This is a genomic window from Zoogloea sp. (assembly GCF_041908905.1).
Lineage (GTDB): Bacteria > Pseudomonadota > Gammaproteobacteria > Burkholderiales > Rhodocyclaceae > Zoogloea.
Window position 1 is genome coordinate 1 of record NZ_JAYREK010000018.1, and the last position, 21,712, is coordinate 21,712.

At 69.6% G+C, this 21,712-nt stretch carries 13 protein-coding genes; 5 read left to right on the forward strand and 8 right to left on the reverse strand.

Annotation, left to right across the window (positions count from 1 at the left end):
- From ACE3OU_RS11115 to ACE3OU_RS11125, 3 genes are all read left to right on the forward strand, one after another.
- On the forward strand, positions 1-4,669 hold a 4,669-nt coding region (locus ACE3OU_RS11115; RefSeq protein ID WP_374241629.1), incomplete at its 5' end, for an SdrD B-like domain-containing protein.
- Between the two features lie 87 nt (positions 4,670-4,756).
- Positions 4,757-5,428 carry a PEP-CTERM sorting domain-containing protein gene (locus ACE3OU_RS11120; protein WP_374241630.1) on the forward strand — a complete coding sequence of 224 codons (672 nt, stop codon included), beginning with the start codon at positions 4,757-4,759 and terminating at the stop codon, positions 5,426-5,428.
- A 311-nt stretch (positions 5,429-5,739) separates the two neighbouring features.
- Complete coding sequence (locus tag ACE3OU_RS11125; RefSeq protein WP_374241631.1) at positions 5,740-7,380, forward strand: tetratricopeptide repeat protein; 1,641 nt, start codon at positions 5,740-5,742, stop codon at positions 7,378-7,380.
- Between the two features lie 94 nt (positions 7,381-7,474).
- Here ACE3OU_RS11125 and ACE3OU_RS11130 read toward each other — a convergent pair whose 3' ends face one another.
- The 4 genes from ACE3OU_RS11130 to tkt form a co-directional block, all read right to left on the reverse strand.
- A complete protein-coding gene (locus tag ACE3OU_RS11130; RefSeq protein WP_374241632.1) occupies positions 7,475-8,635 on the reverse strand; it encodes a diguanylate cyclase domain-containing protein in 1,161 nt (386 codons plus the stop codon).
- A gap of 148 nt (positions 8,636-8,783) precedes the next feature.
- Positions 8,784-9,968, reverse strand: coding sequence for a phosphoglycerate kinase (locus ACE3OU_RS11135; protein WP_374241633.1), 1,185 nt, complete (start codon positions 9,966-9,968; stop codon positions 8,784-8,786).
- An 86-nt stretch (positions 9,969-10,054) separates the two neighbouring features.
- Complete coding sequence (gene gap, locus ACE3OU_RS11140) at positions 10,055-11,083, reverse strand: type I glyceraldehyde-3-phosphate dehydrogenase (protein ID WP_374241634.1); 1,029 nt, start codon at positions 11,081-11,083, stop codon at positions 10,055-10,057.
- A 107-nt stretch (positions 11,084-11,190) separates the two neighbouring features.
- The gene (tkt, locus tag ACE3OU_RS11145; protein WP_374241635.1) at positions 11,191-13,221 is read right to left on the reverse strand and encodes a transketolase; all 2,031 of its coding nucleotides are present in this window, start codon (positions 13,219-13,221) and stop codon (positions 11,191-11,193) included.
- Positions 13,222-13,415: 194 nt separating this feature from the next.
- Between tkt and ACE3OU_RS11150 the strand changes: the two genes are divergently transcribed.
- Together ACE3OU_RS11150 and ACE3OU_RS11155 are read left to right on the forward strand one after the other, a co-directional pair.
- Complete coding sequence (locus ACE3OU_RS11150; RefSeq protein ID WP_374241636.1) at positions 13,416-14,810, forward strand: hypothetical protein; 1,395 nt, start codon at positions 13,416-13,418, stop codon at positions 14,808-14,810.
- Between the two features lie 4 nt (positions 14,811-14,814).
- Complete coding sequence (locus ACE3OU_RS11155) at positions 14,815-16,563, forward strand: MORN repeat-containing protein (RefSeq protein WP_374241637.1); 1,749 nt, start codon at positions 14,815-14,817, stop codon at positions 16,561-16,563.
- A 97-nt stretch (positions 16,564-16,660) separates the two neighbouring features.
- Here ACE3OU_RS11155 and ACE3OU_RS11160 read toward each other — a convergent pair whose 3' ends face one another.
- The 4 genes from ACE3OU_RS11160 to ACE3OU_RS11175 all read right to left on the reverse strand — a co-directional run bounded on the left by ACE3OU_RS11160 (position 16,661) and on the right by ACE3OU_RS11175 (position 21,707).
- The gene (locus tag ACE3OU_RS11160; RefSeq protein WP_374241638.1) at positions 16,661-19,351 is read right to left on the reverse strand and encodes a cation-translocating P-type ATPase; all 2,691 of its coding nucleotides are present in this window, start codon (positions 19,349-19,351) and stop codon (positions 16,661-16,663) included.
- 104 nt (positions 19,352-19,455) lie between these two features.
- On the reverse strand, positions 19,456-20,331 hold the full coding sequence (locus tag ACE3OU_RS11165; RefSeq protein WP_374241639.1) for a phosphoribulokinase: 876 nt from the start codon (positions 20,329-20,331) through the stop codon (positions 19,456-19,458).
- Between the two features lie 12 nt (positions 20,332-20,343).
- Positions 20,344-21,153, reverse strand: a complete 810-nt coding sequence (locus tag ACE3OU_RS11170) for an inositol monophosphatase (protein ID WP_374241640.1) — start codon at positions 21,151-21,153, stop codon at positions 20,344-20,346.
- Positions 21,150-21,707, reverse strand: coding sequence for a thioredoxin family protein (locus ACE3OU_RS11175; protein WP_374241641.1), 558 nt, complete (start codon positions 21,705-21,707; stop codon positions 21,150-21,152). The genes ACE3OU_RS11170 and ACE3OU_RS11175 overlap by 4 nt, the downstream gene beginning before the upstream one ends.
- Positions 21,708-21,712 lie beyond the last annotated feature (5 nt).

A 21,712-nucleotide genomic window follows, 5' to 3' on the forward strand; every position in this document is an offset into this window, starting at 1 on the left:
CAACGTGGGCAGCGACGCGAGCGACAGCGACGCCAACCCGATGGACGGCAAGACCGCCCAGACCGTGCTCGACTCGGGCGAAACCGACCGCAGCTGGGACGCCGGCATCGTGGCCAACCCCGGCACGATCACCGGCAGCGTGCTGGAGGACACCAACAACGACAACATGGGCGACACCCCGATCCCGGGCGTCACCGTGGTGTTGAAGGACGCGCTGGGCAACCCGGTGGCGAGCACCACCACCGACGCCAACGGCAACTACAGCTTCACCAACGTGCCGGCGGGCAACTACACCATCGTCGAGCAAACCCCGACGGGCTACCTCGACGTGGGTGACAAGGACGGTGGCGATCCCAACATGATCAGCGTCACCGTTCAGCCGGGCCAGACCAACAGCGGCAACGTGTTTGTGGACGAGCGTTCGGCGGCGATCGGCGACAAGGTGTGGCTCGACAGCAACGCCAACGGCGTGCAGGACGCGGGCGAGGCCGGCATTGCCGGTGTCACCGTGAAGCTGCTCGACGGCGCGGGCGGCGTGGTGAGCACCAGCACCACCGACGCCAGCGGCAACTACCTGTTCAGCAACCTCACCCCGGGTGATTACGCGGTGCAGGTCGTGCTGCCGACGGGCTACTTCGCCAGCGCCAAGGACCAGGGCGGCAATGACGCGGTGGACTCCGACATCGACCCGATGACTGGCAAGACCATCACCACCACCCTGAGCGCCGGCGAGACCGACCGCAGCTGGGACGCCGGCCTGTACCAGAAGGCATCCCTCGGCGACCGCGTGTGGCTGGATGCCAACAAGAACGGCGTGCAGGACAGCGGTGAAGCCGGCGTGGCCGGGGTGACCGTCAAGCTGCTCAACGCCGCGGGTGCCGAAGTGGCCACCGCTACCACCGACGCCAACGGCAACTACCTGTTCCAGGGCCTGGTGCCGGGCAACTACTCGGTGAAGGTGATCGCCCCGACCGGCTACACCTTCACGGCGGCCGACCAGGGCGGCAACGACACGCTCGACTCGGACGTCAACCAGACCACCGGGATCAGCGCCCAGACCACCCTCGTCTCCGGCGAGAACGACGTCTCGCTGGATGCCGGTCTGGTGGCTCCGAGCGCTTCCTATGGCGACCGGGTGTGGCTGGACAAGAACGCCAACGGTGTGCAGGACGCGGGTGAAGCCGGCCTCGCCGGTGTGACCGTCAAGCTGCTCAACAGCGCCGGCAGCGTGGTGGCCACCACCACCACCGACGCCAACGGCAACTACCTGTTCAACAACCTCACCCCGGGCGACTACTCCGCCCAGGTCGTGGCGCCGACCGGCTACTTCATCAGCGCGAAGGACCAGGGCGGCAACGACGCCACCGACAGCGACTTCGACCCGACTACCGGCAAGACCATCTCCACCACGCTGGTTGCCGGCGAGAACGACCTGTCGTGGGATGCGGGCCTGTATCAGAAGGCTTCCATCGGCGACAAGGTGTGGGCCGACTGCAACAACAACGGCCTGCAGGACGCGGGTGAAGCCGGCGTACCGGGGGTGACCGTCAAGCTGCTCGACGCCAGCGGCAACGTGGTCGCCACCACCCTGACCGACGGCAACGGCAACTACGTCTTCAAGGACCTGATGCCGGGCACCTACTCGGTCCAGTTCGTGGCGCCCGCGGGCTACACCTTTACGACCAAGGATGTCGGTACCAATGACGGCATCGACTCCGACGTCGGCGGCGGTGTCGTCCTCGGCACCACCAACCTGATCGTCAATGGCAGCTTCGAGAACGGTTCCACCGGCTGGTGCGGCAACGGCGACTACGTGGAAGTGGGCTCCGCCTCCCGCTACGGCGTCAGCGGCGCGACCGGCAGCAACGTGGCCGAACTGGATGCCAACACCACCTGCACGGTGACCGGCTTCTACCAGGACGTCGCCACGGTGGCCGGCCAGACCTACCAGCTGTCCCTCGACGTGGCCCAGCGTGCGGGCTACGCCGCCGGCACCAACACCGTCGAAGTGTTCTGGGAAGGCACGAAGATCGCCACCATCGATCCGGCCTCGACCACGCTGACCAAGTACACCTTCACGGTGACTGCGGCCGACGCCAGCAGCCGTCTCGAGTTCCGCGAGCAGGCCGGTGACGACGACAGCGTCGGCGGCATCATCGACAACGTCAGCCTGGTCACGGTGAGCGGCAGCGGTGCCGCCGGCAACACCATCCAGACCACCCTGGAGTCCGGCGAGAACGACATGAGCTGGGATGCCGGCCTCACCGTCAAGCCGGTCACCGCCTGCTTCGACTTCAGCGGCAACTCCGCCACCGACGGCACCGACGGCAACGTGCGCAGCTACACCAACAACGGTATTTCGGTGAACGCCAGCGCCTGGAGTCGCGACAAGACGTCCGGCGCCTGGTCGTCGGCCTGGCTGGGTGCCTACGGCGGTGGTCTCGGCGTGACCGACAGCAGCGAAGGCACGGGCAGCGGCGACAGCCACACGGTGGACAACGTCGGCCGTGACAACTATGTGCTGTTCGAGTTCTCGCAAGTCGTCGCGGTGGACAAGGCCTACCTGGGCTACGTGGTCTGCGACAGCGACATCAAGGTGTGGATCGGCACCGTCGATGGTGCCTTCGACAGCCACCTGACCCTCAGCGATTCGGTTCTCGCCAGCATGGGCTTCACCGAGGTCAACCAGACCACGCTGACCAGCGCCCGCTGGGCCGATCTGAACGCCAACGGCTTTGCCGGTAACGTGCTGATCATTGCGGCTGACACCACCGACACCTCGCCGGAGGACTACTTCAAGATCGAGCAGCTGGTGGTCAACAGTGCCTCGGCCTTCTGTGCCACCGACGTCAGCATCGGTGACCGGGTGTGGAACGACGCCAACATGAACGGGGTGCAGGATTCCGGCGAAGCCGGCATCGCCGGCGTCACCGTGAAGCTGCTCAACGGCGCCGGCCAGGTGATCACCACCACCACCACCGACGTCAACGGCAACTATCTGTTCTCGAAGCTCGCCGCCGGCGACTACAAGATCCAGATGGTCACCCCGAACGGCTACACCATCACCGGCAAGGACCTCGGTGGCAACGACGCGGCCGACAGCGACATCGACAGCACCGGCACCACCGGCGTCTATACGCTGACCCAGGGCAGCAACAACCTGAATGTCGACGCTGGCTTCTACTGCCCGCCGATTACCGGCAAGATCGGTGACCGCGTGTGGGAAGACACCAACTACAACGGCATCCAGGACGCGGGGGAGGCCGGAATCAAGGGCGTCACCGTGAAGCTGCTCAACAGCGCCGGCACCGTGGTCGCCACGACCACCACCGACGCCTACGGTAACTACCTGTTCAACAACGTCAATGCGGGCGACTACAAGGTGCAGGTGGTGACCCCCACCGGCTACTACGTCACCAAGCAGGATCAGGCCGGCTGGAACGGCACCGACAGCGCCTTCAACGGCTCCGGCTACACCGGCACCATCTCCCTGACGGCGGGCCAGACCCTCACCAAGGTGGATGCGGGCCTGTATCGCAAGGCCAGCGTCGGCGACAAGGTGTGGATGGACTTCAACAACAACGGCCTGCAGGACAGCGGTGACTGTGGCGTCGCCAACGTCACGGTCAAGCTCCTCGACGCCGCTGGTGTCCTGGTCGCCACCACCAAGACGGATGCCTACGGCTGCTACAGCTTCACCAACCTGAACCCGGGCCAGTACAGCCTGCAGTTCGACAAGGCGTCGGCCTACTACTACACCGGCCGCTACGACTGGTGGGGCAACGCGCTGACCCAGAGTGTCAACCAGTCCGGTTACCAATGGACGACGAAGGATGCCTACAGCAACGCCTACGACGCCTCCGACTCGGATGTCGCGCGTGTCTCCTCGACGTATTACAACCAGGGCAACACCGACAAGTTCACCCTGGTGTCGGGGCAGTACGACAACACCCGTGATGCCGGCATCTGCCCGATCGTCATCGACCTGGACGGCAACGGCATCCACACCGTCAGCCGCGAAAACGCCAACGGCACCTTCGACCTGTTCGGTACCGGTGTCGCGGTGAAGTCTGGCTGGCTGTCCGGTGGCGACGCCTTCCTGGCGGTCGACGGCAACGGCAATGGCCGCATCGATGGCATCAACGAGCTGTTCGGCGGCAACGGCGTCGGCCAGGGCTTCGCCAAGCTGTCGGCCTTCGACAGCAACGGAGACGGCGTGGTGGATGCCCGTGACGAGCGCTTTGCCGAGCTGAAGGTGTGGCGCGATGCCAACGGCGACGGCAAGACCGACGCCGGCGAGCTGATGAGCCTCACCGACGCGGGCGTGGCCAGCCTCAAGCTGGACTACTTCGCCCTCCCGGCGGTCGATGAGCACGGCAACCTGCACCTCGAGCGCAGCGCCGCGACCCTCGCCGACGGGCGCGCGGTGGACATGACCGACGTGTATTTCAACGTCGATGCCCAGGACGCCGCCCAGGCCGGTGTGCACCTGCCGACCATGGCTGAGCTGCTCGGCAATGACGTCAGCCTCGACCAGGTGCTTGGTGCCAGCGTCGCTGCCGCCGACGTGGCTTCTGCCGCCGCTCCGGTGAGCGACGCCGCCGTCGCCACTCTGGCCCAGCTGTCGGCCCTCCACCAGGAGCAGCAGTACGCCCTGATGGCCGCCTAAGCGTACCGCGCCGGCTGGCCCCAAACCGGCCGGCGCGTTTTTCCGAACCCTTACAACCCCTCTCACTTTTCAACACAGGAGCAATAAATGATGCACACCACCCTCAAGAAGGCTGCCCTGGCCCTCGCCGCCGCCGGTCTGCTGGCCAGCGCCCCCGCCCATGCCGACACCCTCGCCATGGAACTCGACATCAACTCCCTGATGGGCTTCAAGGTCGATGTGAACGGCACCGGCACCAAGACCGTCGATACCGGCGTCTTCAACGTCAGCAACGCCACCACCGGCAGCAGCTTCCTGGCCTTCTGCTACGAGCTGCTGCAGGGCGTCAACGTGAACGCCCTCAATGGCATGACCTTCAGCCCCTCCAGCGTGATCCCGGGCGCGGTGCAGACCCTGTTCAACCAGAGCTACGCCGAAGTGCATTTCGACAACGCCGTCGAAGTCGCCGGCTTCCAGATCGCCCTGTGGGAAACCCTCGACGACAACAACCTCGGCACCGGCAGCTTCAAGAACTGGAGCGGCGTGAGCAACAGCGCCGCCGAGGGTGACGCCCTGTTCGCCGCCGAGATCTACCTCGATCGCTTGGTCAACGGTGGCCCCTCCACCGGCAACTACCAGCTGACCCTGTGGCAGAGCCCGGACAGCCAGGACATCCTCCAGGCCTCCACCGCCTCCTCGGTTCCTGAGCCCACCAGCCTGATGCTGGGCGCCCTGGGCCTGGCCGGCCTGTCCGTGCTGCGTCGTCGCAAGTCCTCCTGAGCTTTCGGCGGGGCACCTGCGGGTGTCCGCTGAAGGTTTCAGCGATGCAAGGCAAAGGGGGGCGTGCCCCCTTTTTGCCTTTTCGGGGGCGGCTTGGACAGGCATTTGCCGCAGGTCGTGAAATATGTGGCCGGCCCCCGCCCTGGCCCGTGAAAAATGCGCCCCTGCCCGGAGGCTGCGTGGGCTATTTTGCCGCCAGGCCAGTTTTTCCAGTTTCTGCGGCGCTCCCGCCGCCTTGTTTCCGAGTTTTCGAGGTTGTCATGCATAGAACCCGCCTTCTTCCCGTCCTGACTCTCTCGGCGGGGCTTGCCATGCCTGCCCTCACGGTCCGTGCCGAACCGGTCATCGCCGGCACGCCGCCCAGCCTCACCTCCCAGGCGGGCCGCCCGGAGCTGGACGGCATCGCGCGGGGCCAGTCGGCCTTGCGGATGAAACACTTCGACCAGGCCGAACGCGCCTTCAGCGAGGCCTATGAGCGCAATCCGCGCTCCGTCGAGGCCATGCTCGGCCTGGCGGCGGCCACCCAGGCCCAGGGCAAGACCCGGCTCGCCCGCGACTGGATGAGCAGCGCCGTCGCGATGGCGCCCGGCCAGGCCAACGTGCTCCAGGCCCAGGCCCGCCTGCTCACCGAGCAGGGCCTGCTGCCCGAGGCGGAGCGCAGCTACCAGGCCGCCATCGCCAGCCACCCGGGCCTCGTACCGCTCAAGCTCGATCTCGCCACCCTCTACCTGGAGAAGCTCGGCAAGCCGGGGCAGGCCGTCGATCTGCTGCGGGAGGTCGTGCGGCAGAACCCGGAGATGGTCGCCGCGCAACTGGGGCTCGGCATGGCCCTGTCGGCGGATGGGCGTTTCGAGGAGGCGGGCCGGGCGCTGGAGGATGCCGCCCGCCGCGATCCGGGCAATGCGGCTGCCCACCATGCCCTCGGCGTGGTCAGCCTCAAGCAGGGGCAGGCGGAGCGGGCGCTGGCGTCCTTCGACAAGGCCCTCTCGCTGCGCAAGGACTTTCCCAACGCCGTGCTGGCCCGCGCGGATGCCCTGCAGATGCTGGGCCGCCACGAGCAGGCCATCGAAGGCTACCGGCGCGCCGCGACCCTGCTGCCGCAGAGCGCGCTGCCCCACCTGCAGCGGGGTCGGGCGCTCGAACGGATGGAGAAGCTGGCCGAGGCCGAGGCGGCCTATCGGGAGGGCCTGAAGGTGGCGCCCAACGATCCGCGCCTCTCCAACAACCTCGCCTATCTGCTGGCCAATCGCCGCCTGCGCCTCGACGAGGCCCTGAGCCTGGCTCGTCAGGCCGTGGCCCGCGACCCCAGGCGGGCGGCCTACTACGACACCCTCGGCGTGGTGCTGCAGCTCAACGGGGACGAGGCGGGTGCCCGCCAGGCCTTCGAGAAGGGGCTGACGCTGGAGCCGGCCAACGGCACCCTGCGCCAGCGCCTCGCCCAGGCGGCGGTGCCGACGGCCATCAAGACCTCCACCGCCCAGGCGCCCGCCGCGGCGCCGTCCCGGCCGGCACCGGTAGCGGCAGCGGCAGTCGCCGCGCCGGTTGCGCCCCCGGCGCCGGTCGCGGCCAAGCCGGCCGCGCCGCCGGTGGCCCAGGCGGCTGCCCCGGCGGCCGACGCCGGCAAGCTGGTGGCTGGCCGCCTCGAGGCCTGGCGTCTGGCCTGGGAGGCCAAGGACAGCGGCCGCTACCTCTCCTTCTACGCCGGCGCCTTCGAGCCCGCCGGCAACAAGTCGCGGGCGGCCTGGGAGAGCGACCGCCGGGCCAAGCTCGCCAAGAAGGGCGACATCAAGGTCCAGGTCGGTGCGCCGAGCGTCAAGGTGGACGGCGAGGTGGTGCGGGTCAGCTTCGAGCAGCGCTACCAATCGGGCAACTACAGCGACGTGGTGCAGAAGCAGCTCGAGTGGGTGAAGGAAGGCGGCGACTGGAAGATCCGTCGCGAAGCCCAGCTCTGAGCGGTGCGGGCGCCGGAGCCCGTCAACGCCATGCCTGCAACCCACGCGCCCGGGGCTGCCGACGGCCAGTCGACCCGAGCGGGAAGACGCGTGTTCAGTCGATGTGCCAGCGCCGGCCGCCGGCGTTCTTGGCGGTGTACATCGCCAGGTCGGCGCGGCCGAGCAGGTTCTCGAGCACGTAGCCGTCCTGCGGGTAGCGGGCGACCCCGACACTGCCGCCCAGCGGGCAGTCCGGGACGAGATCGGCGGGCACACTGGCGATGGCCGCGAGCAGGCGTTCGCAGAACTGCTCGATATCCTGCGCGGTCTGCAGCGTGGGGCACAGGATCGCAAATTCGTCGCCGCCGAGCCGGGCCACCACGTCGGTGGCGCGGGCGGCGGTAGCCAGCTTCTCCGCCAGCTTGACGAGGACCCGGTCGCCCATCGCGTGGCCGTAGCGGTCGTTGATCGGCTTGAAGCCGTCGAGGTCGAGCATCACCACCACGCCGGCGGCGTTTTCCACCTGCGCCCGGCTCAGGATGGCGACGCCCGCCTCGCTGAAACCCTTGCGGTTCGACAGGCCGGTGAGGGGGTCGTGGCGGGCCAGTTCCCGCCAGCGCTGCTTGTCGTCCTCGGCCCGGCGGACCCGACGCAGCATCCCGAAAACGATCCCGAGGAAGTTCGCGAGGGCCAGCAGGAAGGCTCCGGTCTGGATGCTCCGCAGGCGGCTGGCCTGGTGCAGGGAGTCCCGCTCCAGCTCCATCGTGAGCCGGTTCATCAGCGCGAGGATCTCCTGGTTGTGCCGCATCATGTACTCCGCCGCCGGCCCGGGATGGCCGGCCGGATACGGGCGCATCCCGGCGAGCAGGGGGGGCAGGGGCGCGATCAGGCGGTGCGCCGCTTCCACTGCCCGGGCCGCCTCGCCGTCCACCTTGCCGAGGATCACCGGCGTGCCGTCGCCGCCGGGGGCTTCGCCGCCTTCGGCAAAGGCGGTGAGGGTCTGCTCGAAGAGCCGGAAGGCGGCCTTGAACTCCCCGATGGCGGCCTCGAACTCGACCGTGGAGGTGGCGTCGCCCGCCTGCAGCAGGGCCTTGGTGGTCTGCTGGGAGAGCATCCGCTGCCGGCCTGCGAGATTGATGGCCACCGCGTCGCGGGACATCTCCTCGGCCAGCCAGCGGTTGATGACGAGCGTGCTCAGGTCGAGGACGACGAACAGCATGATGGCCATGATGAACCGGCGGGGTTGGCTGGTCAGGGCCTTGAAGCGGGTGGGCATGATGGGAGCGCGTGCCGTGGGGGCGGTGAGCCCGCGTATGTTTCTGACTGGGTCGGTCAGTTATCGGCAAAACACGCTATTTTTTGAGCTAATTAACAAAAATGCGGCCAAAGGCCGCATTTTTGGAGACTTGCACGAGGCGAGTGGCTCAGCTCGCGAAGCGGGCCTCGAGGGCGGCGATCGCGGGCAGGGTCTTGCCCTCGAGGAACTCGAGGAAGGCGCCGCCGCCGGTGGAGATGTAGCCCACGTCGTCGGCGATGTCGAACTTGGCGATGGCCGCCAGGGTGTCGCCGCCGCCGGCGATGGAGAAGGCTTCGGAGTGGGCGATGGCCGAGGCGAGCATCTTGGTGCCGCCGGCGAACTGGGGCAGCTCGAACACGCCGACCGGGCCGTTCCAGACGATGGTGCCGGCGTTGGCGATGATCTCGCCCAGACGGGCGGCGCTCTTCGGACCGATGTCGAGGATGCGGTCGTGGGCGGCCACGTCATCGACGGAGATCTTGTTGGCGCGGGCCAGGGCGGAGACCTCGTCGGCCACCACCACGTCGGTGGGCAGCGGCACTTCGGCGCCGCGGGCCTTCATGATGTCCATGATCGCGTGGGCTTCCTTGACCAGGTCGGCTTCGGCGAGGGATTCGCCGATGCGCTTGCCGGAGGCCAGCAGGAAGGTGTTGGCGATGCCGCCGCCGACGATGAGCTGATCGACCTTGTCGGCCAGCGACTTGAGGATGGTGAGCTTGGACGACACCTTGGAGCCGCCGACGATGGCCACCAGCGGGCGCTTCGGTTCGTGCAGGGCCTTGCCCAGCGCGTCGATCTCGGCGCCCATCAGGATGCCGGCGCAGGCGACCGGCGCGAAGCGGGCGATGCCGTGGGTGGTGGCTTCGGCGCGGTGGGCGGTGCCGAAGGCGTCATTGACGTAGATGTCGCACAGGGCCGCCATCTTCCTGGCGAGCTCTTCGTTGTCCTTCTTCTCGCCCTTGTTGCAGCGGCAGTTCTCGAGCAGCACGACTTCGCCCGGCGCGACTTCGACGCCGCCTTCCACCCAGTTCTGGATCAGGCGCACCGGCTTGCCCAGCAGCTGGCCCAGGCGCACGGCGACCGGCGCGAGTGTGTCTTCGGCCTTGAGTTCGCCTTCGGTGGGGCGGCCGAGGTGGGAGGTGACCATCACCGCGGCGCCGCCGTCGAGGGCGTACTTGATGGACGGGATCGAGGCGCGGATGCGGGTGTCTTCGGTGATGTTGCCGGCGTCGTCCTGGGGCACGTTGAGGTCGGCGCGGATGAACACGCGCTTGCCGGAGACGTCGAGGTCGGTGAGTTTCTTGACTTGCATGATCGTGGTGGGTGAGAAATGAAAATGCGATACCGGAAAAACGGCGGAAAAAAAGCGGGGCCCGGAAGCCCCGCCTTTTTGTACCCTTACTTCGCGTTCACGAAGGCGCGGGCGGCGTCCAGCATGCGGCAGGAGTAGCCCCACTCGTTGTCGTACCAGGCCAGCACCTTGACCAGCACGGAGCCGTCTTCGCCCTTGATGACGCGGGTCTGGGTGGCGTCGAAGGTGGAGGAGACGGTGGTGTGGTTGAAGTCGGAGGAGACCAGCGGCTCGGTGTTGACGGCCAGGATGCCCTTCAGCGGGCCGTTGGCGGCCTCGGTCATGAGGGCGTTGATCTCTTCCTTGGTGGTGGCGCGCTCGGCGGTGAAGGTGAGGTCGACCAGCGAGACGTTGATGGTCGGCACGCGCAGCGCGAAGCCATCGACCTTGCCGACCAGCTGCGGCAGCACCAGGCCCACGGCCTTGGCGGCGCCGGTCTTGGTGGGGATGATGTTGGCGGCGGCGGCACGGGCGCGGCGGAGGTCCTTGTGACGGACGTCCACGGTGACCTGGTCGTTGGTGTAGGCGTGGATGGTGGTCATCAGGCCCTGCTTGATGCCGACGCTGTCGGCCAGGATCTTGGCGACCGGGGCCAGGCAGTTGGTGGTGCAGGAGGCGTTGGAGACGACGGTCATGTCGGCCTTGAGGGCTTCCTCGTTGACGCCCATCACGATGGTGGTGTCGACGTCGTCGCCGCCCGGGGCGGAGATCAGCACGCGGCGGGCGCCCTGGTCGAGGAGGGCCTGGGCCTTGGCCTTGGTGGTGTAGGCGCCGGTGCACTCGAGCAGCACGTCGACGCCGTGGGTGCCCCAGTTGACGCCCTTCGGGTCTTTGGTGGAGTAGAAGGGGATCTTCTTGCCGTCGATGATGATGGTGTTTTCGCCTTCGGTCTCGACCGAGGTGGCGAAGCGGCCATGGGTGGTGTCGTACTTCAGCAGGTGGGCGTTGGTGGCCAGGTCGCCGGAGGCGTTGATGGCGACCACTTCGAATTCATTCTGCAGACCCTGCTCGTAGATGGCGCGCAGCGTACAGCGGCCGATACGACCGAAACCATTGATGGCGACTTTGATGCTCATCGAGACTTCTCCCTAGTTTGAATGCTTGAGTACAACCGATGCTTTTTGCACGCGGAGCCCGGGGGCCCCGCGCGAGTTTATACGTCTTGCAGGAGATCGTCGCCCGTTCAGGCGATGACCTTCTTGACCGCCGCGACCACGGCCTCGGTGGTGATGCCGAAATACTTGAACAGCTCGCCCGCGGGGGCCGATTCGCCGAAGCGGTTGACGCCGATCACCTCGCCGTCGATGCCCACGTACTTGTGCCAGCCGTCGGTGACGCCGGCTTCGACGGCCACCCGGGGCAGGCCCTTGGGCAGCACGCTGGTGCGCCATGCGGCGTCCTGGCGGTCGAAGACGTTGGTGCTCGGCATCGAGACCACCCGCACCGCGACGCCTTCGGCGGCGAGCTGCTGCTGGGCGGCCATCGCGAGGGCCACTTCGGAACCGGTCGCTATGATAACGGCTTGCGGGGCGGCTGGCTGTGACGCAGTGCCCGCTTCAGACAGAACGTAACCACCGCGGCGGATCGCGGCGACCTGTTCGGCGCTGCGGGCCTGGAAGGGCAGGTTCTGGCGCGAGAAGGCGAGGCTGCTCGGGCCGTCGCGACGCTCGATGGAGGCCGCCCAGGCGACCGCCGACTCGGTGGTGTCGCAGGGGCGCCAGACGTCCATGTTGGGGATCAGGCGCAGGCTGGCGGTCTGCTCGACCGGCTGGTGGGTCGGGCCGTCCTCGCCGAGGCCGATGGAGTCGTGGGTGAACACGAAGATCTGGCGCACCTTCATCAGCGCCGCCATGCGCAGGGCGTTGCGGGCGTATTCGCTGAACATCAGGAAGGTGGCGGTGTAAGGCACCAGGCCGCCGTGCAGCGCGACGCCGTTGGCGATGGCGGCCATGCCGAACTCGCGCACGCCGTAATAAACGTAGTTGCCGCCGCTGGTGCGGGAGACGCCCCTGGCGCCGGACCACAGGGTGAGGTTGGAGCCGGCCAGGTCGGCCGAGCCGCCGAGGAGTTCGGGCAGCTTGGGCGCGTAGGCCTCGATGCTGTTCTGGCTGGCCTTGCGGGTGGCGATGGTCTCGGCCTTGTCGATCACCTGGGCGAGCACGCCGTCGACGTGGGCCTGCCAGTCGGCGGGCAGGTCGCCGGCCATGCGGCGGGTGAATTCGGCGGCCAGCTCGGGGTATTCGGCGGCGTAGGCGGCGAAGTGGGCGTTCCACTCGGCCTCTTCGGCGGCGCCCTTGGCGCGGGCGTCCCAGGCGGCGTAGACGTCGGCGGGGATCTCGAAGGGGCCGTGGGGCCAGCCGATGTGGGCGCGGGTGGCCTCGATCTCGGCGGCACCCAGCGGGGCGCCGTGGCAGTCGTGGCTGTCCTGCTTGTTGGGGGCGCCGGCGCCGATGATGGTCTTGCAGCAGATCAGGCTGGGGCGGCCGGTCTCGGCCTGGGCGGCCTTCAGGGCGGCCTCGATCTCGACCGGATCGTGGCCCTGGACGTCGCGCACCACGTGCCAGCCGTAGGCCTCGAAGCGCTTCGGGGTGTCGTCGGTGAACCAGCCGGAGACGTGGCCGTCGATGGAGATGTCGTTGTCGTCGTAGAAGGCGATCAGCTTGCCGAGGCCCCAGGTGCCGGCCAGCGAGCAGGCCTCGTGGGAGATGCCTTCCATCAGGCAGCCGTCGCCCAGGAACACGTAGGTGTGGTGGTTGACGATGTCGTGGCCGGGGCGGTTGAACTCGGCGGCCAGCACCTTCTCGGCCAGCGCCATGCCCACCGCGTTGGTGATGCCCTGGCCCAGCGGGCCGGTGGTGGTCTCGACGCCGGGGGTGTAGCCGACCTCGGGGTGGCCCGGGGTCTTGCTGTGGAGCTGGCGGAACTGCTTGAGGTCGTCGATGGAGAGATCGTAGCCGGTGAGGTGCAGCAGGCTGTAGATCAGCATCGAGCCGTGGCCATTGGACTGGACGAAGCGGTCGCGGTCGGCCCACTTGGGGTTGGCCGGGTTGTGGCGCAGGTGGCGGCGCCACAGCACTTCGGCGATTTCGGCCATGCCCATCGGGGCGCCGGGGTGGCCGGAGTTGGCCTTTTGCACGGCGTCCATGGCCAGCGCGCGGATCGCGCCGGTCAGGGGGTTGAAGACGGGCGGCTTGACATTACGCGAAGTAGACATCGAGATAACCTTGGGCCGGCGAAGCGGCGCGCAAAGACCGTAATTATCTTTGATTCCCCGGTGGTTGGGTAGCCTTGGCAGGGGATTTGTGGGCGTCCGGCCGGGCCGGCATGCGTCACGGGCGGAGCGCACAAAGTGCTGCATAATCCGGGGGCTTCGTCGAGCTACACAATTTGTTACCTCTCCGTTTCCCGATGCCGCGCCTTTTCCGCTCCGCCACCTGCGCCGTCGCGCTCGCTTCGCTGTTGCTCGGCGCCTGCGGCACCGTCCGCTACACCCTGGACGACGGTCGTAAGGTCAATGAGACCCTGCTCGCCAACCTGCGTGCCCTCGGCCATGGCGAACGCGCGCTGCGCCCGGCTATCGCCCGTTCGGCGGCCTTGGGCGACCCCGACTGCAGCCGCCAGTGGGAGCTGCCGATCAGCGTCGCCACCAGTTACGAGTGGGAGGAGGACGACCGGGTGGCCTGGGTGCGCGCGCTGCAGGTGGACGAGCGCCTGACGGTGGTGGCGGCCACGCCGGACTCGGGGTTTGCCCCGGGCGACAAGATCGTCGAGATCGACGGCTACAAGAGGCGTGACAGCAACAAGATGCTCGCCGAGCTGGCCAGCCTGCGCGACGACGGCAAGGCGTTTCCGGTCAGGACCGCGGCCGGCAAGACGCTCACCCTCAAGTCCTTCCAGGTGTGCCGCGGCTACACCCGCCTGGCGCCGCCGGTCACGCCGGGCTACCAGGACTTCCACTGGCTGATGAGCGTGCACCCCCTCGACATCTTCCGGCCGCAGATCACCCCGGACGAGGCGCTGTGGATGGTGCTGTGGACCCAGGGCCTGTCCGAGGAGGGGGGCGCCCGCATGAAGACCTACCACTACGGCAAGGAGATCGTGACCACCCTGTTCGAGATCGCCTCCCTCGCCACCGGCCTCAACGCGGCGGCGGAGGCGGCCAAGGTGGCGGTGAACCAGGCGGCCCAGGCGGCGGCTGCGGCGGCGACCAAGGCGGCCGGCGAGGCGGCGGCGAAGGCGGCCCTCGAGGAGGCGGCCCGCAAGCTCGCCGAACAGGCCGCCCAGGACTACGTCAGGAAGGTCGGCGAGGAGGTTGCCAAGTCGGTGGGGCGCCAGGCGGGCAACGTGCTGCGCGACACCTTCATGGCGCGGGTCGGCATGTCGGTGTCCAGCCTGTCGTGGGTTGCCACCACGGCTTTCGACGACGCCGACCGCTGGGCCTGGGACCGCATCGGCAAGCTCGGCGGCGACCCCCTGGCCGGCGCCACGCTGCACCAGAAGCTGCTCGACCAGGGCCTGATCGCCAACGCCTTCGTGCTCGACGAGGAGCGTCTGGTGCGCTATTCCACGCTGGCCCGCCAGACCCAGCGTGAAGACATGCTGGCGGCGGTGCTGAAGGGCGCCTCCCTCGAGGCCTTCGCGCTCCGGCTCACCGACCTGCCCAGCGCCTCCGACGAGGGGGCGGGGCTGGCGATGATCTCGGAGAGCGACCAGGCGTCGGCCGCCGTGCCGCCCCCATCCGCCGCCGGTGGCGGCTTGATTGATGCAATGCTCAGGATGCCCCTCGAGACGGGGCAGGATTGAAACCATGAACGAGATGCGTTTTTCGGCGCTGGCCCGCGGGCTGGCCCTTGCCTTGTCCGCGCTGGCTGGCGCGACCCACGCGGCCGACCCCGGCGCGATGCCCGCGGCCTCCGCCGGTGACGCCGCCGGCCCCGGGCCGGACTGCCCGCTGCGGATGCAGGAGGCCGAGGCCAACCTCGAGCTCGGCCGCCAGGCCGCCCAGGCCAAGCGCTGGCGCGACGCCGCCCAGCGCCTGCGGGAGGCGGGCAACGGCTTTCTCGACGTGGTTGCCGCCTGCCCGGCGGAGGCGGCGCGGGCCAACCGCCAGGGCGAGGCCGCGACGGCCGAGCTGCGCAGCGCCGAGGCCGTGCTGAGCCACCAGGGCGATTGCCAGCCGCGGCTCGACAAGGCCCTCGACCTCGACCTGCGGGCCACCATGGCCCGCGGCGAGAAGGGCGACCCGGCGCAGATCGAGCAGCTCCTCGGCGAGGCCGAGAAGGTCTGGCGCGAGGCGGTGGACGTGTGCCAGCCGCCCCATCGGGACAAGGCCCAGAAGAGCCTCGCCGCCACCGTCCGGGCCCGCGCCGCCAACGCCGAGCTGCTGAGCGCCGGCCCGGCCTGCGACAGCGCCTGGAAGAGCGCCAGCGGCCTGGTGGACTACGCCCGCACCGCCTCCCGGGACAAGCGCTGGGACGACGCGGCAATGCTCTACGGCAAGGCGGTGATGGCCTGGGAGGGGGCGGCCGACAAATGCGCCGGTCCGCGTCAGCAGCAGGCCCAGCGCCGCGCCGAGCAGGCCCAGGTGGACGCCCACAACGCCGAGTACTGCGGCCCCCTGTGGGACCAGGCCACCGACCACACCCAGCGCCTGAAGGCCGCCAGCGGCGTGTCGGCCACCGAGCGCGACAATCTGTCGGTGAAGGCCGAGGCCGCCTGGCGCGAAACCGCCGTCCAGTGCCGCGGCAGCTCCCACAACCTGGCCCGCGGCAATGCCGACGCGCTGGCCCGGGAGCGGGGCACGCCGCTGCCGCCCCCGGTGCTGGCCTCGCTCCGGCTGACCCCGGCCGGTGCGCCCCCGGTGGCGGCCGAGCCGGTGCCCCCGCCGCCCAGGGTGGTGGCGGTGCAGGCCGGCGCCGAGGCCGGGCCGGCGGAGGCGCCGAAGCCCGAAGCGCGCCCGGCCGAGCCTCGCGCCGAGGCAGCCAGGGTCGAAGCGCCCAGGCCCGATGCGCCCAAGGTGGCCGCCCCGGCGGGCGAGGTCGTGCTGGTGGCCGGCGACACCACCTACCGCGGCAGCTTCGCACCCAGCGGCGCCGGCGGCACCGTGAACGGCAGCGGGCGGGTCGAGTGGACCAACGGCGAGAGCTACGTGGGCACCCTGGTCGATGGCCGCAAGCAGGGCAAGGGCCGCTTCAACTGGGTCGGCGGCCAGTGGTACGAGGGCGACTGGACGGACGACCGGGCGGTGGGCCAGGGGGTGATCCAGTTTGCCGGCGGCAACCGCTACGAAGGCAGCGTGCTCGACGGCGAGCCGTCCGGCCGCGGTACGCTGATCTTCCCGTCCGGCGACCGTTACACCGGTGAGTTTGCGCGCGGGGTCTTCCACGGCCAGGGCCGCTTTGCCTGGAAGAACGGCAACCGCTACGAGGGCGCCTGGAAGCTCGGCCGCAAGCACGGCCCCGGGCGCCTCACCTGGGCCAGCGGCGACGGCTGGGAAGGCGAGTTCCGTGACGACCAGCAGACCGACAACGGCAAGAGCTTCAGCGCCCCGAAGTAAGGCCATCGGCCGGTGAGACGTCGGGCGGCCCGGCGGGTGCCTGCGCGGCCAGAGAGCACGGCGCGGCCGGTAGGGCAGAACCCGCCGGGGGCGCAGGTCAATGCCGCGCCGGCGTGGCGCCGCAGCGTCGCCCGGCGTATCTCAGCAGGCCCTTGCGCGCCTCCTCGGCCACGCCTAGGCCGAGGGCGAAGGGCAGTGCGAACAGCCAGGCATCAAAGGGCAGCGGCGCGGTGCCGAACAGGCGGTTGCCGATTTCCGTATAGACGATGGCGAGCAGCAATCCCGCCTCGACGGCGAGGCCGGCCACGATCAGCGGGTTGGCCCCCAGCGGCAGGCGCCAGGCTGCCTCCCGCGGATGGCGGCAGACGAACAGGTTGACCATCTGGGCCAGCACGATGGCCGCCAGGCAGGCGGTGGTGGCCTGCCGGTAGAGCGGGTCGGTGGGCGCCGGCATCGCGCCATATACCCAGCCCCCCGCCTGCATCACGAACCAAAACGCCGCCAGCGCGCCGAGCGCCTCCAGGGGCCCCAGGAAGAAATAGGCCCGGGCGATCACCGGCCACGACAGCAGGCGTTCGTGGCGCGGCCGCGGCGGGCTGCGCATGGTGTCCGGGTGGGGTGGCTCGGCCCCCAGGGCGAGGGCCGGCAGCATGTCGGTGCCGAGGTCGACGGCGAGGATCTGGATCACCGTGAGCGGCAGCGGGATGCGGCACAGCACGAAGGCCAGGTAGGGCACCAGCTCGGGGATGTTCGAGGTGAGGATGTAGGTGAGGAACTTGCGGATGTTGCCGAACACCGCCCGCCCTTCCTCGATGGCATTGACGATGGTGGCGAAGTGGTCGTCGAGGAGCACGATGTCGGCGGCCTCGCGGGCCACGTCGGTGCCCGACAGGCCCATCGCGATGCCGATGTCGGCGGTCTTGAGGGCCGGCGCGTCGTTCACCCCGTCGCCGGTCACCGCGACGACCTCGCCCGTCTGCTGCAGGGCCTGGACGATTCGCATCTTCTGCTCGGCGGTGACCCGTGCGAAGAGGATCTCCGGCGCGTCGAGGGCCAGTTGCAGCGCGGCCGGCGCCATGCAGCGCAGGGCGCCGCCGTCGATGACCGTCGGGTTGGCGCCGCGCACGATGCCGACTTCCCGGGCCACCGCCACCGCGGTGCGCGGGTGGTCGCCGGTGACCATGATCACCCGCAGGCCGGCTGCGTGGCAGCGTTCGACCGCCGCATGCACGTCGGGGCGGGGCGGGTCTTCGAGGCCGACGAGGCCGGCGAGGGCGAGCTGCGCCTCGTCGGCCGCGTCGCCCGCGGCGAGGGGCCGCCAGGCCAGCGCCAGCACCCGCAGGCCGCGGTCGGCCATGTCGGCGTGGGCGCGGCCGAAGGCGGCGCGGGTGGCCTCGTCCAGCGGGCGGGCGGTGTCGCCGTCCATCCACTGGCTGCACAGCGGCAGCACCGCCTCGGGGGCGCCCTTGCACCACAGCTGGCCGCTGCCGTCCGGGTGGCGGGTGAGCACCGACATGCGCCGGCGCTCGGCGTCGAAGGGGATCTGGCCGCGCCGCTCGCCGGGCTCGGGGATGGGGCCGGCAAACTGCCACAGGGCGATCTCCATCGGGTCGCCGGCGGGCTGGCCGGCGGGAAACTTGAGGCTGTGGCAGAAGCGCGCGACGGCCCGCAGGTGGAAGTCGCCGCCGCCGGGCCAGCGCTCGGCGGCCAGGCGGTGGCGGCCGGCGGCGAACAACTCGCGGACGCTCATGCGGTTCTGGGTGAGGGTGCCAGTCTTGTCGGTGAGGATGGTGGTAGCACTGCCCAGGGTCTCGACCGCCGGCAGGTGGCGCACCAGGGCGTTGCGGCGGGCCATGCGCTGGGTGGCCAGCGCGAGCGCCAGGGTAACGGTGGGGAGCAGGCCTTCGGGCACGTTGGCGACGATGATGCCGATCGCGAACATGAAGTTGGCCCAGAAGGGCAGCCCGATGGCCTGGCCGATCGCAAAGAAGACCAGCCCGATGCCCAGCGCCAGCAGCGCGACCAGCCGCGAGACGCGGCGGATCTCCTTCTGCAGCGGCGATTCGGTCTCGCCGGCGGTCTGGGTGAGGTGGGCGATGCGGCCGAACTCGGTGTGCATGCCGGTGGCGTACACCACGGCGCTGCATTCGCCGGCCACCACCAGCGAGCCGGCGAGCAGCAGGTTGCGCGCCGCGAGGGGGTCGCCGGACGCGCCGGGGTCGGCCTCGGCGACCCGCGCCTTGGGCAGCGCTTCGCCGGTGAGGGTGGCGAGGTTGACGCGCACGCCCCAGCTCTCGAGGGCTCGGCAGTCGGCCGGCACCTTGTCGCCCTCGGCGAGGCTGACGACGTCGCCGGGGACGAGGCCGGCGGCGTCGATCTCGTCGAGGCGGCCGTCGCGCCGCACCTTGACCCGCTGGGGCAGCAGCCGGCGCAGGGCGTCGAGGGCCTGCTCGGCGCGGTAGGCCTGCCAGAACGAAAAGCCGCCATTGACGAGGATCACGCCGACGATCGCCACCCCCAGCTCGGCCATGCCCTGGCCCGGCTCGATGTGCTCGGCGGCAAAGGCCAGGCCGGCGGCCAGCCACAGCACGAGGGCGAAGAAGTGGGTGAATTCGCGCAGCAGGGTCAGCCAGACGGGCTCGCCGGCGAGGCGCTCGACCTGGTTCGGCCCGAAGGCCCGCAGGCGGCGCTGGACCTCCGCAGCGCCGAGGCCGGCGGTCTGGCTGTGGAGGGCGGAAAGGGCCGCCTCGGGGGTGTGGCTGGCGATCGGGGTGCCGTCGGGGGGCATGGCGCAGGAACCTGGGGACGGGCGGCTGCCGCGCGCCTCCGCGGCGGTTCAGTGCCCGGCTTCAGCTCCCATCATAGGCGCCGGGCGGGCGCCCTGCCGCCGGCTCAGACGCCCTGGCGGCGGCGCTTCATGAGTTTCCAGATGAGCGGGGTGAGGATCAGCTGCATCGCCAGGTCGAGCTTGCCACCGGGCACGACGATGGTGTTGGCGCGGGACATGAAGCTCTCGTGGATCATCCGCAGCAGGTAGGGGAAGTCGACGCCCCGCGGGTTGCGGAAGCGGATGATCACCTTGGACTCGTCGGCGGTGGGGATATCGCGGGCCACGAAGGGGTTGGAGGTGTCCACCATCGGCACGCGCTGGAAGTTGATGTCGGTGCGGGAGAACTGGGGCACGATGTAATGCACGTAGTCGTGCATGCGCCGCAGGATGGTCTCCTGGACGGCCTCGAGGGAGTAGCCGCGGGTCTTGGTGTCCCGGTGGATCTTCTGGATCCATTCGAGGTTGGTGATCGGCACCACGCCGATCAGCAGGTCGGCGTGCTGGGCGACATTGACGGTGTCGGTGCTCACGGCGCCGTGGAGGCCCTCGTAGAACAGGCAGTCGGTGTCGGGCGGGAGGTCTTCCCAGGGGGTGAAGCTGCCGACCGGCTGGCCGCGGCGGGCGGCTTCCTCGGGGTTGTGCAGGTAGCGGCGGCGCTTGCCGGTGCCCGACTCGCCGTAGGTGCGGAAGAGGTTTTCGAGGTCCTCGAAGAGGTTGGCTTCGGGGCCGAAGTGGCTGATGCCGCGCTTGCCCTGGGCCTCCGCCTCGGCGATCAGGCTGCGGATCTCGTCGCGCGTGTAGCGGTGGAAGCTGTCGCCCTCGACGATGGCGGCATTCACGCTCTCCCGCCCAAAGATGCCCTCGAAGGTATGCTTGACCGTGGTGGTTCCCGAGCCGGAGGAGCCGGTCACCACGATGATGGGGTGCTTGGTCGACATGATGGCTCCGGGTCAGGCGTGGGCGTGCAGCCAGGTGCGCCACTGCTCGAAGAGGGCGGGGCTGGCGGCGGCGATCACCGAGCGCTTGATGGCCGGCCCGGCGGTGAGGGGCGTGCCGCCCAGGCTGCTGTAGCTGCCGCCGGCTTCTTCGAGGATCAGCCGGCCGGCGGCGTAGTCCCACAGCATCTGCCCGCCATGGATGTAGACGTCGAGGCGGCCGGCCGCCACGTAGCACCACTCGAGGGCGCTGGAGCCGAAGTTGCGCTGGGAGTAGTAGGGTGGGCGCACCGCGAGCTCGTCGCCCAGGTGATGGCTGATGCGCTTGAAGTCCACCCCCGCGACCGCGTCGCGCAGCTGGGTGGTGGGGCTGCGCAGGGGCAGGGGCACGTCGTTGAGCCAGGCGCCGGCGCCGCGGCCGGCATAGAAGGCCTCGTCGGTGACCGGGTTGTAGACCACGCCGAGCTGGGTCTTGTGGCCGACCAGATAGGCCACCGCGACACCGAAGAAGGGGATCCCGTTGGCGAAGTTGGTGGTGCCGTCGATGGGGTCGATGACCCACAGGCCGTGGGTGCCCTGGTGCCAGACGCGGCCCTGCTCCTCGGCGCTCATCTCCTCGCCCAGCACCGGCGCCGGGATGAGGCCCGGCAGACGCGCCACCAGGGCGGCCTGGGAGGCCAGGTCGGCCTCGGTGAGCACGCTGCCGTCGGCCTTGCGCTCGCGGGTGGCGCGCAGGTAGCGGGGCAGGATGATCTCGTGGGCCATCTCGCGCACGAGCTGCGTCAGGCTGCGGGCCTGTTCGAGGCGCTGGGCGCTGGTCATCACGCCTCCCGCCACTTGATCGAGCAGCCGATGCCGGGCGTCTGGGCCTCGGGGCCGCGGCCGCTGGTGGAGACCTGGCGCATGGCCTCGAACAGCTCGCGGCGCGCATCGGCGGGGGCGGGCTGCTTTCCGGAGGCGTCGAGGCGGCCGCGGTACTGCAACCCGAGCCCGGCGTCGAAGCCGAAGAAGTCGGGCGTGCACACCGCCCCGTAGGCCCGGGCGACGGCCTGGCTGGCGTCGAGCAGGTAGGGGAAGGGGAAATCCATTTCGGTGGCGATGCGCCGCATGTTGTCGAACGAGTCCTCGGGGTAGTCGGTGGGGTCGTTGGACATGATGGCCACCGCACCGATGCCCAGCCCGGCGAGTTCGCGGCAGTCGCGCAGGAGGCGCGGCAGCACGGCCTTCACGTAGGGGCAATGGTTGCAGATGAACATCACCAGCAGGCCGCGGGGGCCGCGACAGCTGGCGAGGGAATGGGGCTGGCCGTCGACGCCGGGAAGGGTGAAGTCCGGGGCGGACCAGCCGAAATCGCACAGGGGCGTGGTGAGACTGACCATATCTT

Coding starts and splice junctions, on each gene's coding strand:
- ACE3OU_RS11165 (WP_374241639.1), bottom strand. CDS start 20,331: ATGTCGACCAAGCACCCCATCATCGTGGTGACCGGCTCCTCCGGCTCG.
- ACE3OU_RS11175 (WP_374241641.1), bottom strand. CDS start 21,707: ATGGTCAGTCTCACCACGCCCCTGTGCGATTTCGGCTGGTCCGCCCCG.
- ACE3OU_RS11135 (WP_374241633.1), bottom strand. CDS start 9,968: ATGCAAGTCAAGAAACTCACCGACCTCGACGTCTCCGGCAAGCGCGTG.
- ACE3OU_RS11150 (WP_374241636.1), top strand. CDS start 13,416: ATGCCGCGCCTTTTCCGCTCCGCCACCTGCGCCGTCGCGCTCGCTTCG.
- ACE3OU_RS11120 (WP_374241630.1), top strand. CDS start 4,757: ATGATGCACACCACCCTCAAGAAGGCTGCCCTGGCCCTCGCCGCCGCC.
- ACE3OU_RS11155 (WP_374241637.1), top strand. CDS start 14,815: ATGAACGAGATGCGTTTTTCGGCGCTGGCCCGCGGGCTGGCCCTTGCC.
- ACE3OU_RS11130 (WP_374241632.1), bottom strand. CDS start 8,635: ATGCCCACCCGCTTCAAGGCCCTGACCAGCCAACCCCGCCGGTTCATC.
- tkt (WP_374241635.1), bottom strand. CDS start 13,221: ATGTCTACTTCGCGTAATGTCAAGCCGCCCGTCTTCAACCCCCTGACC.
- ACE3OU_RS11125 (WP_374241631.1), top strand. CDS start 5,740: ATGCCTGCCCTCACGGTCCGTGCCGAACCGGTCATCGCCGGCACGCCG.
- ACE3OU_RS11160 (WP_374241638.1), bottom strand. CDS start 19,351: ATGCCCCCCGACGGCACCCCGATCGCCAGCCACACCCCCGAGGCGGCC.
- gap (WP_374241634.1), bottom strand. CDS start 11,083: ATGAGCATCAAAGTCGCCATCAATGGTTTCGGTCGTATCGGCCGCTGT.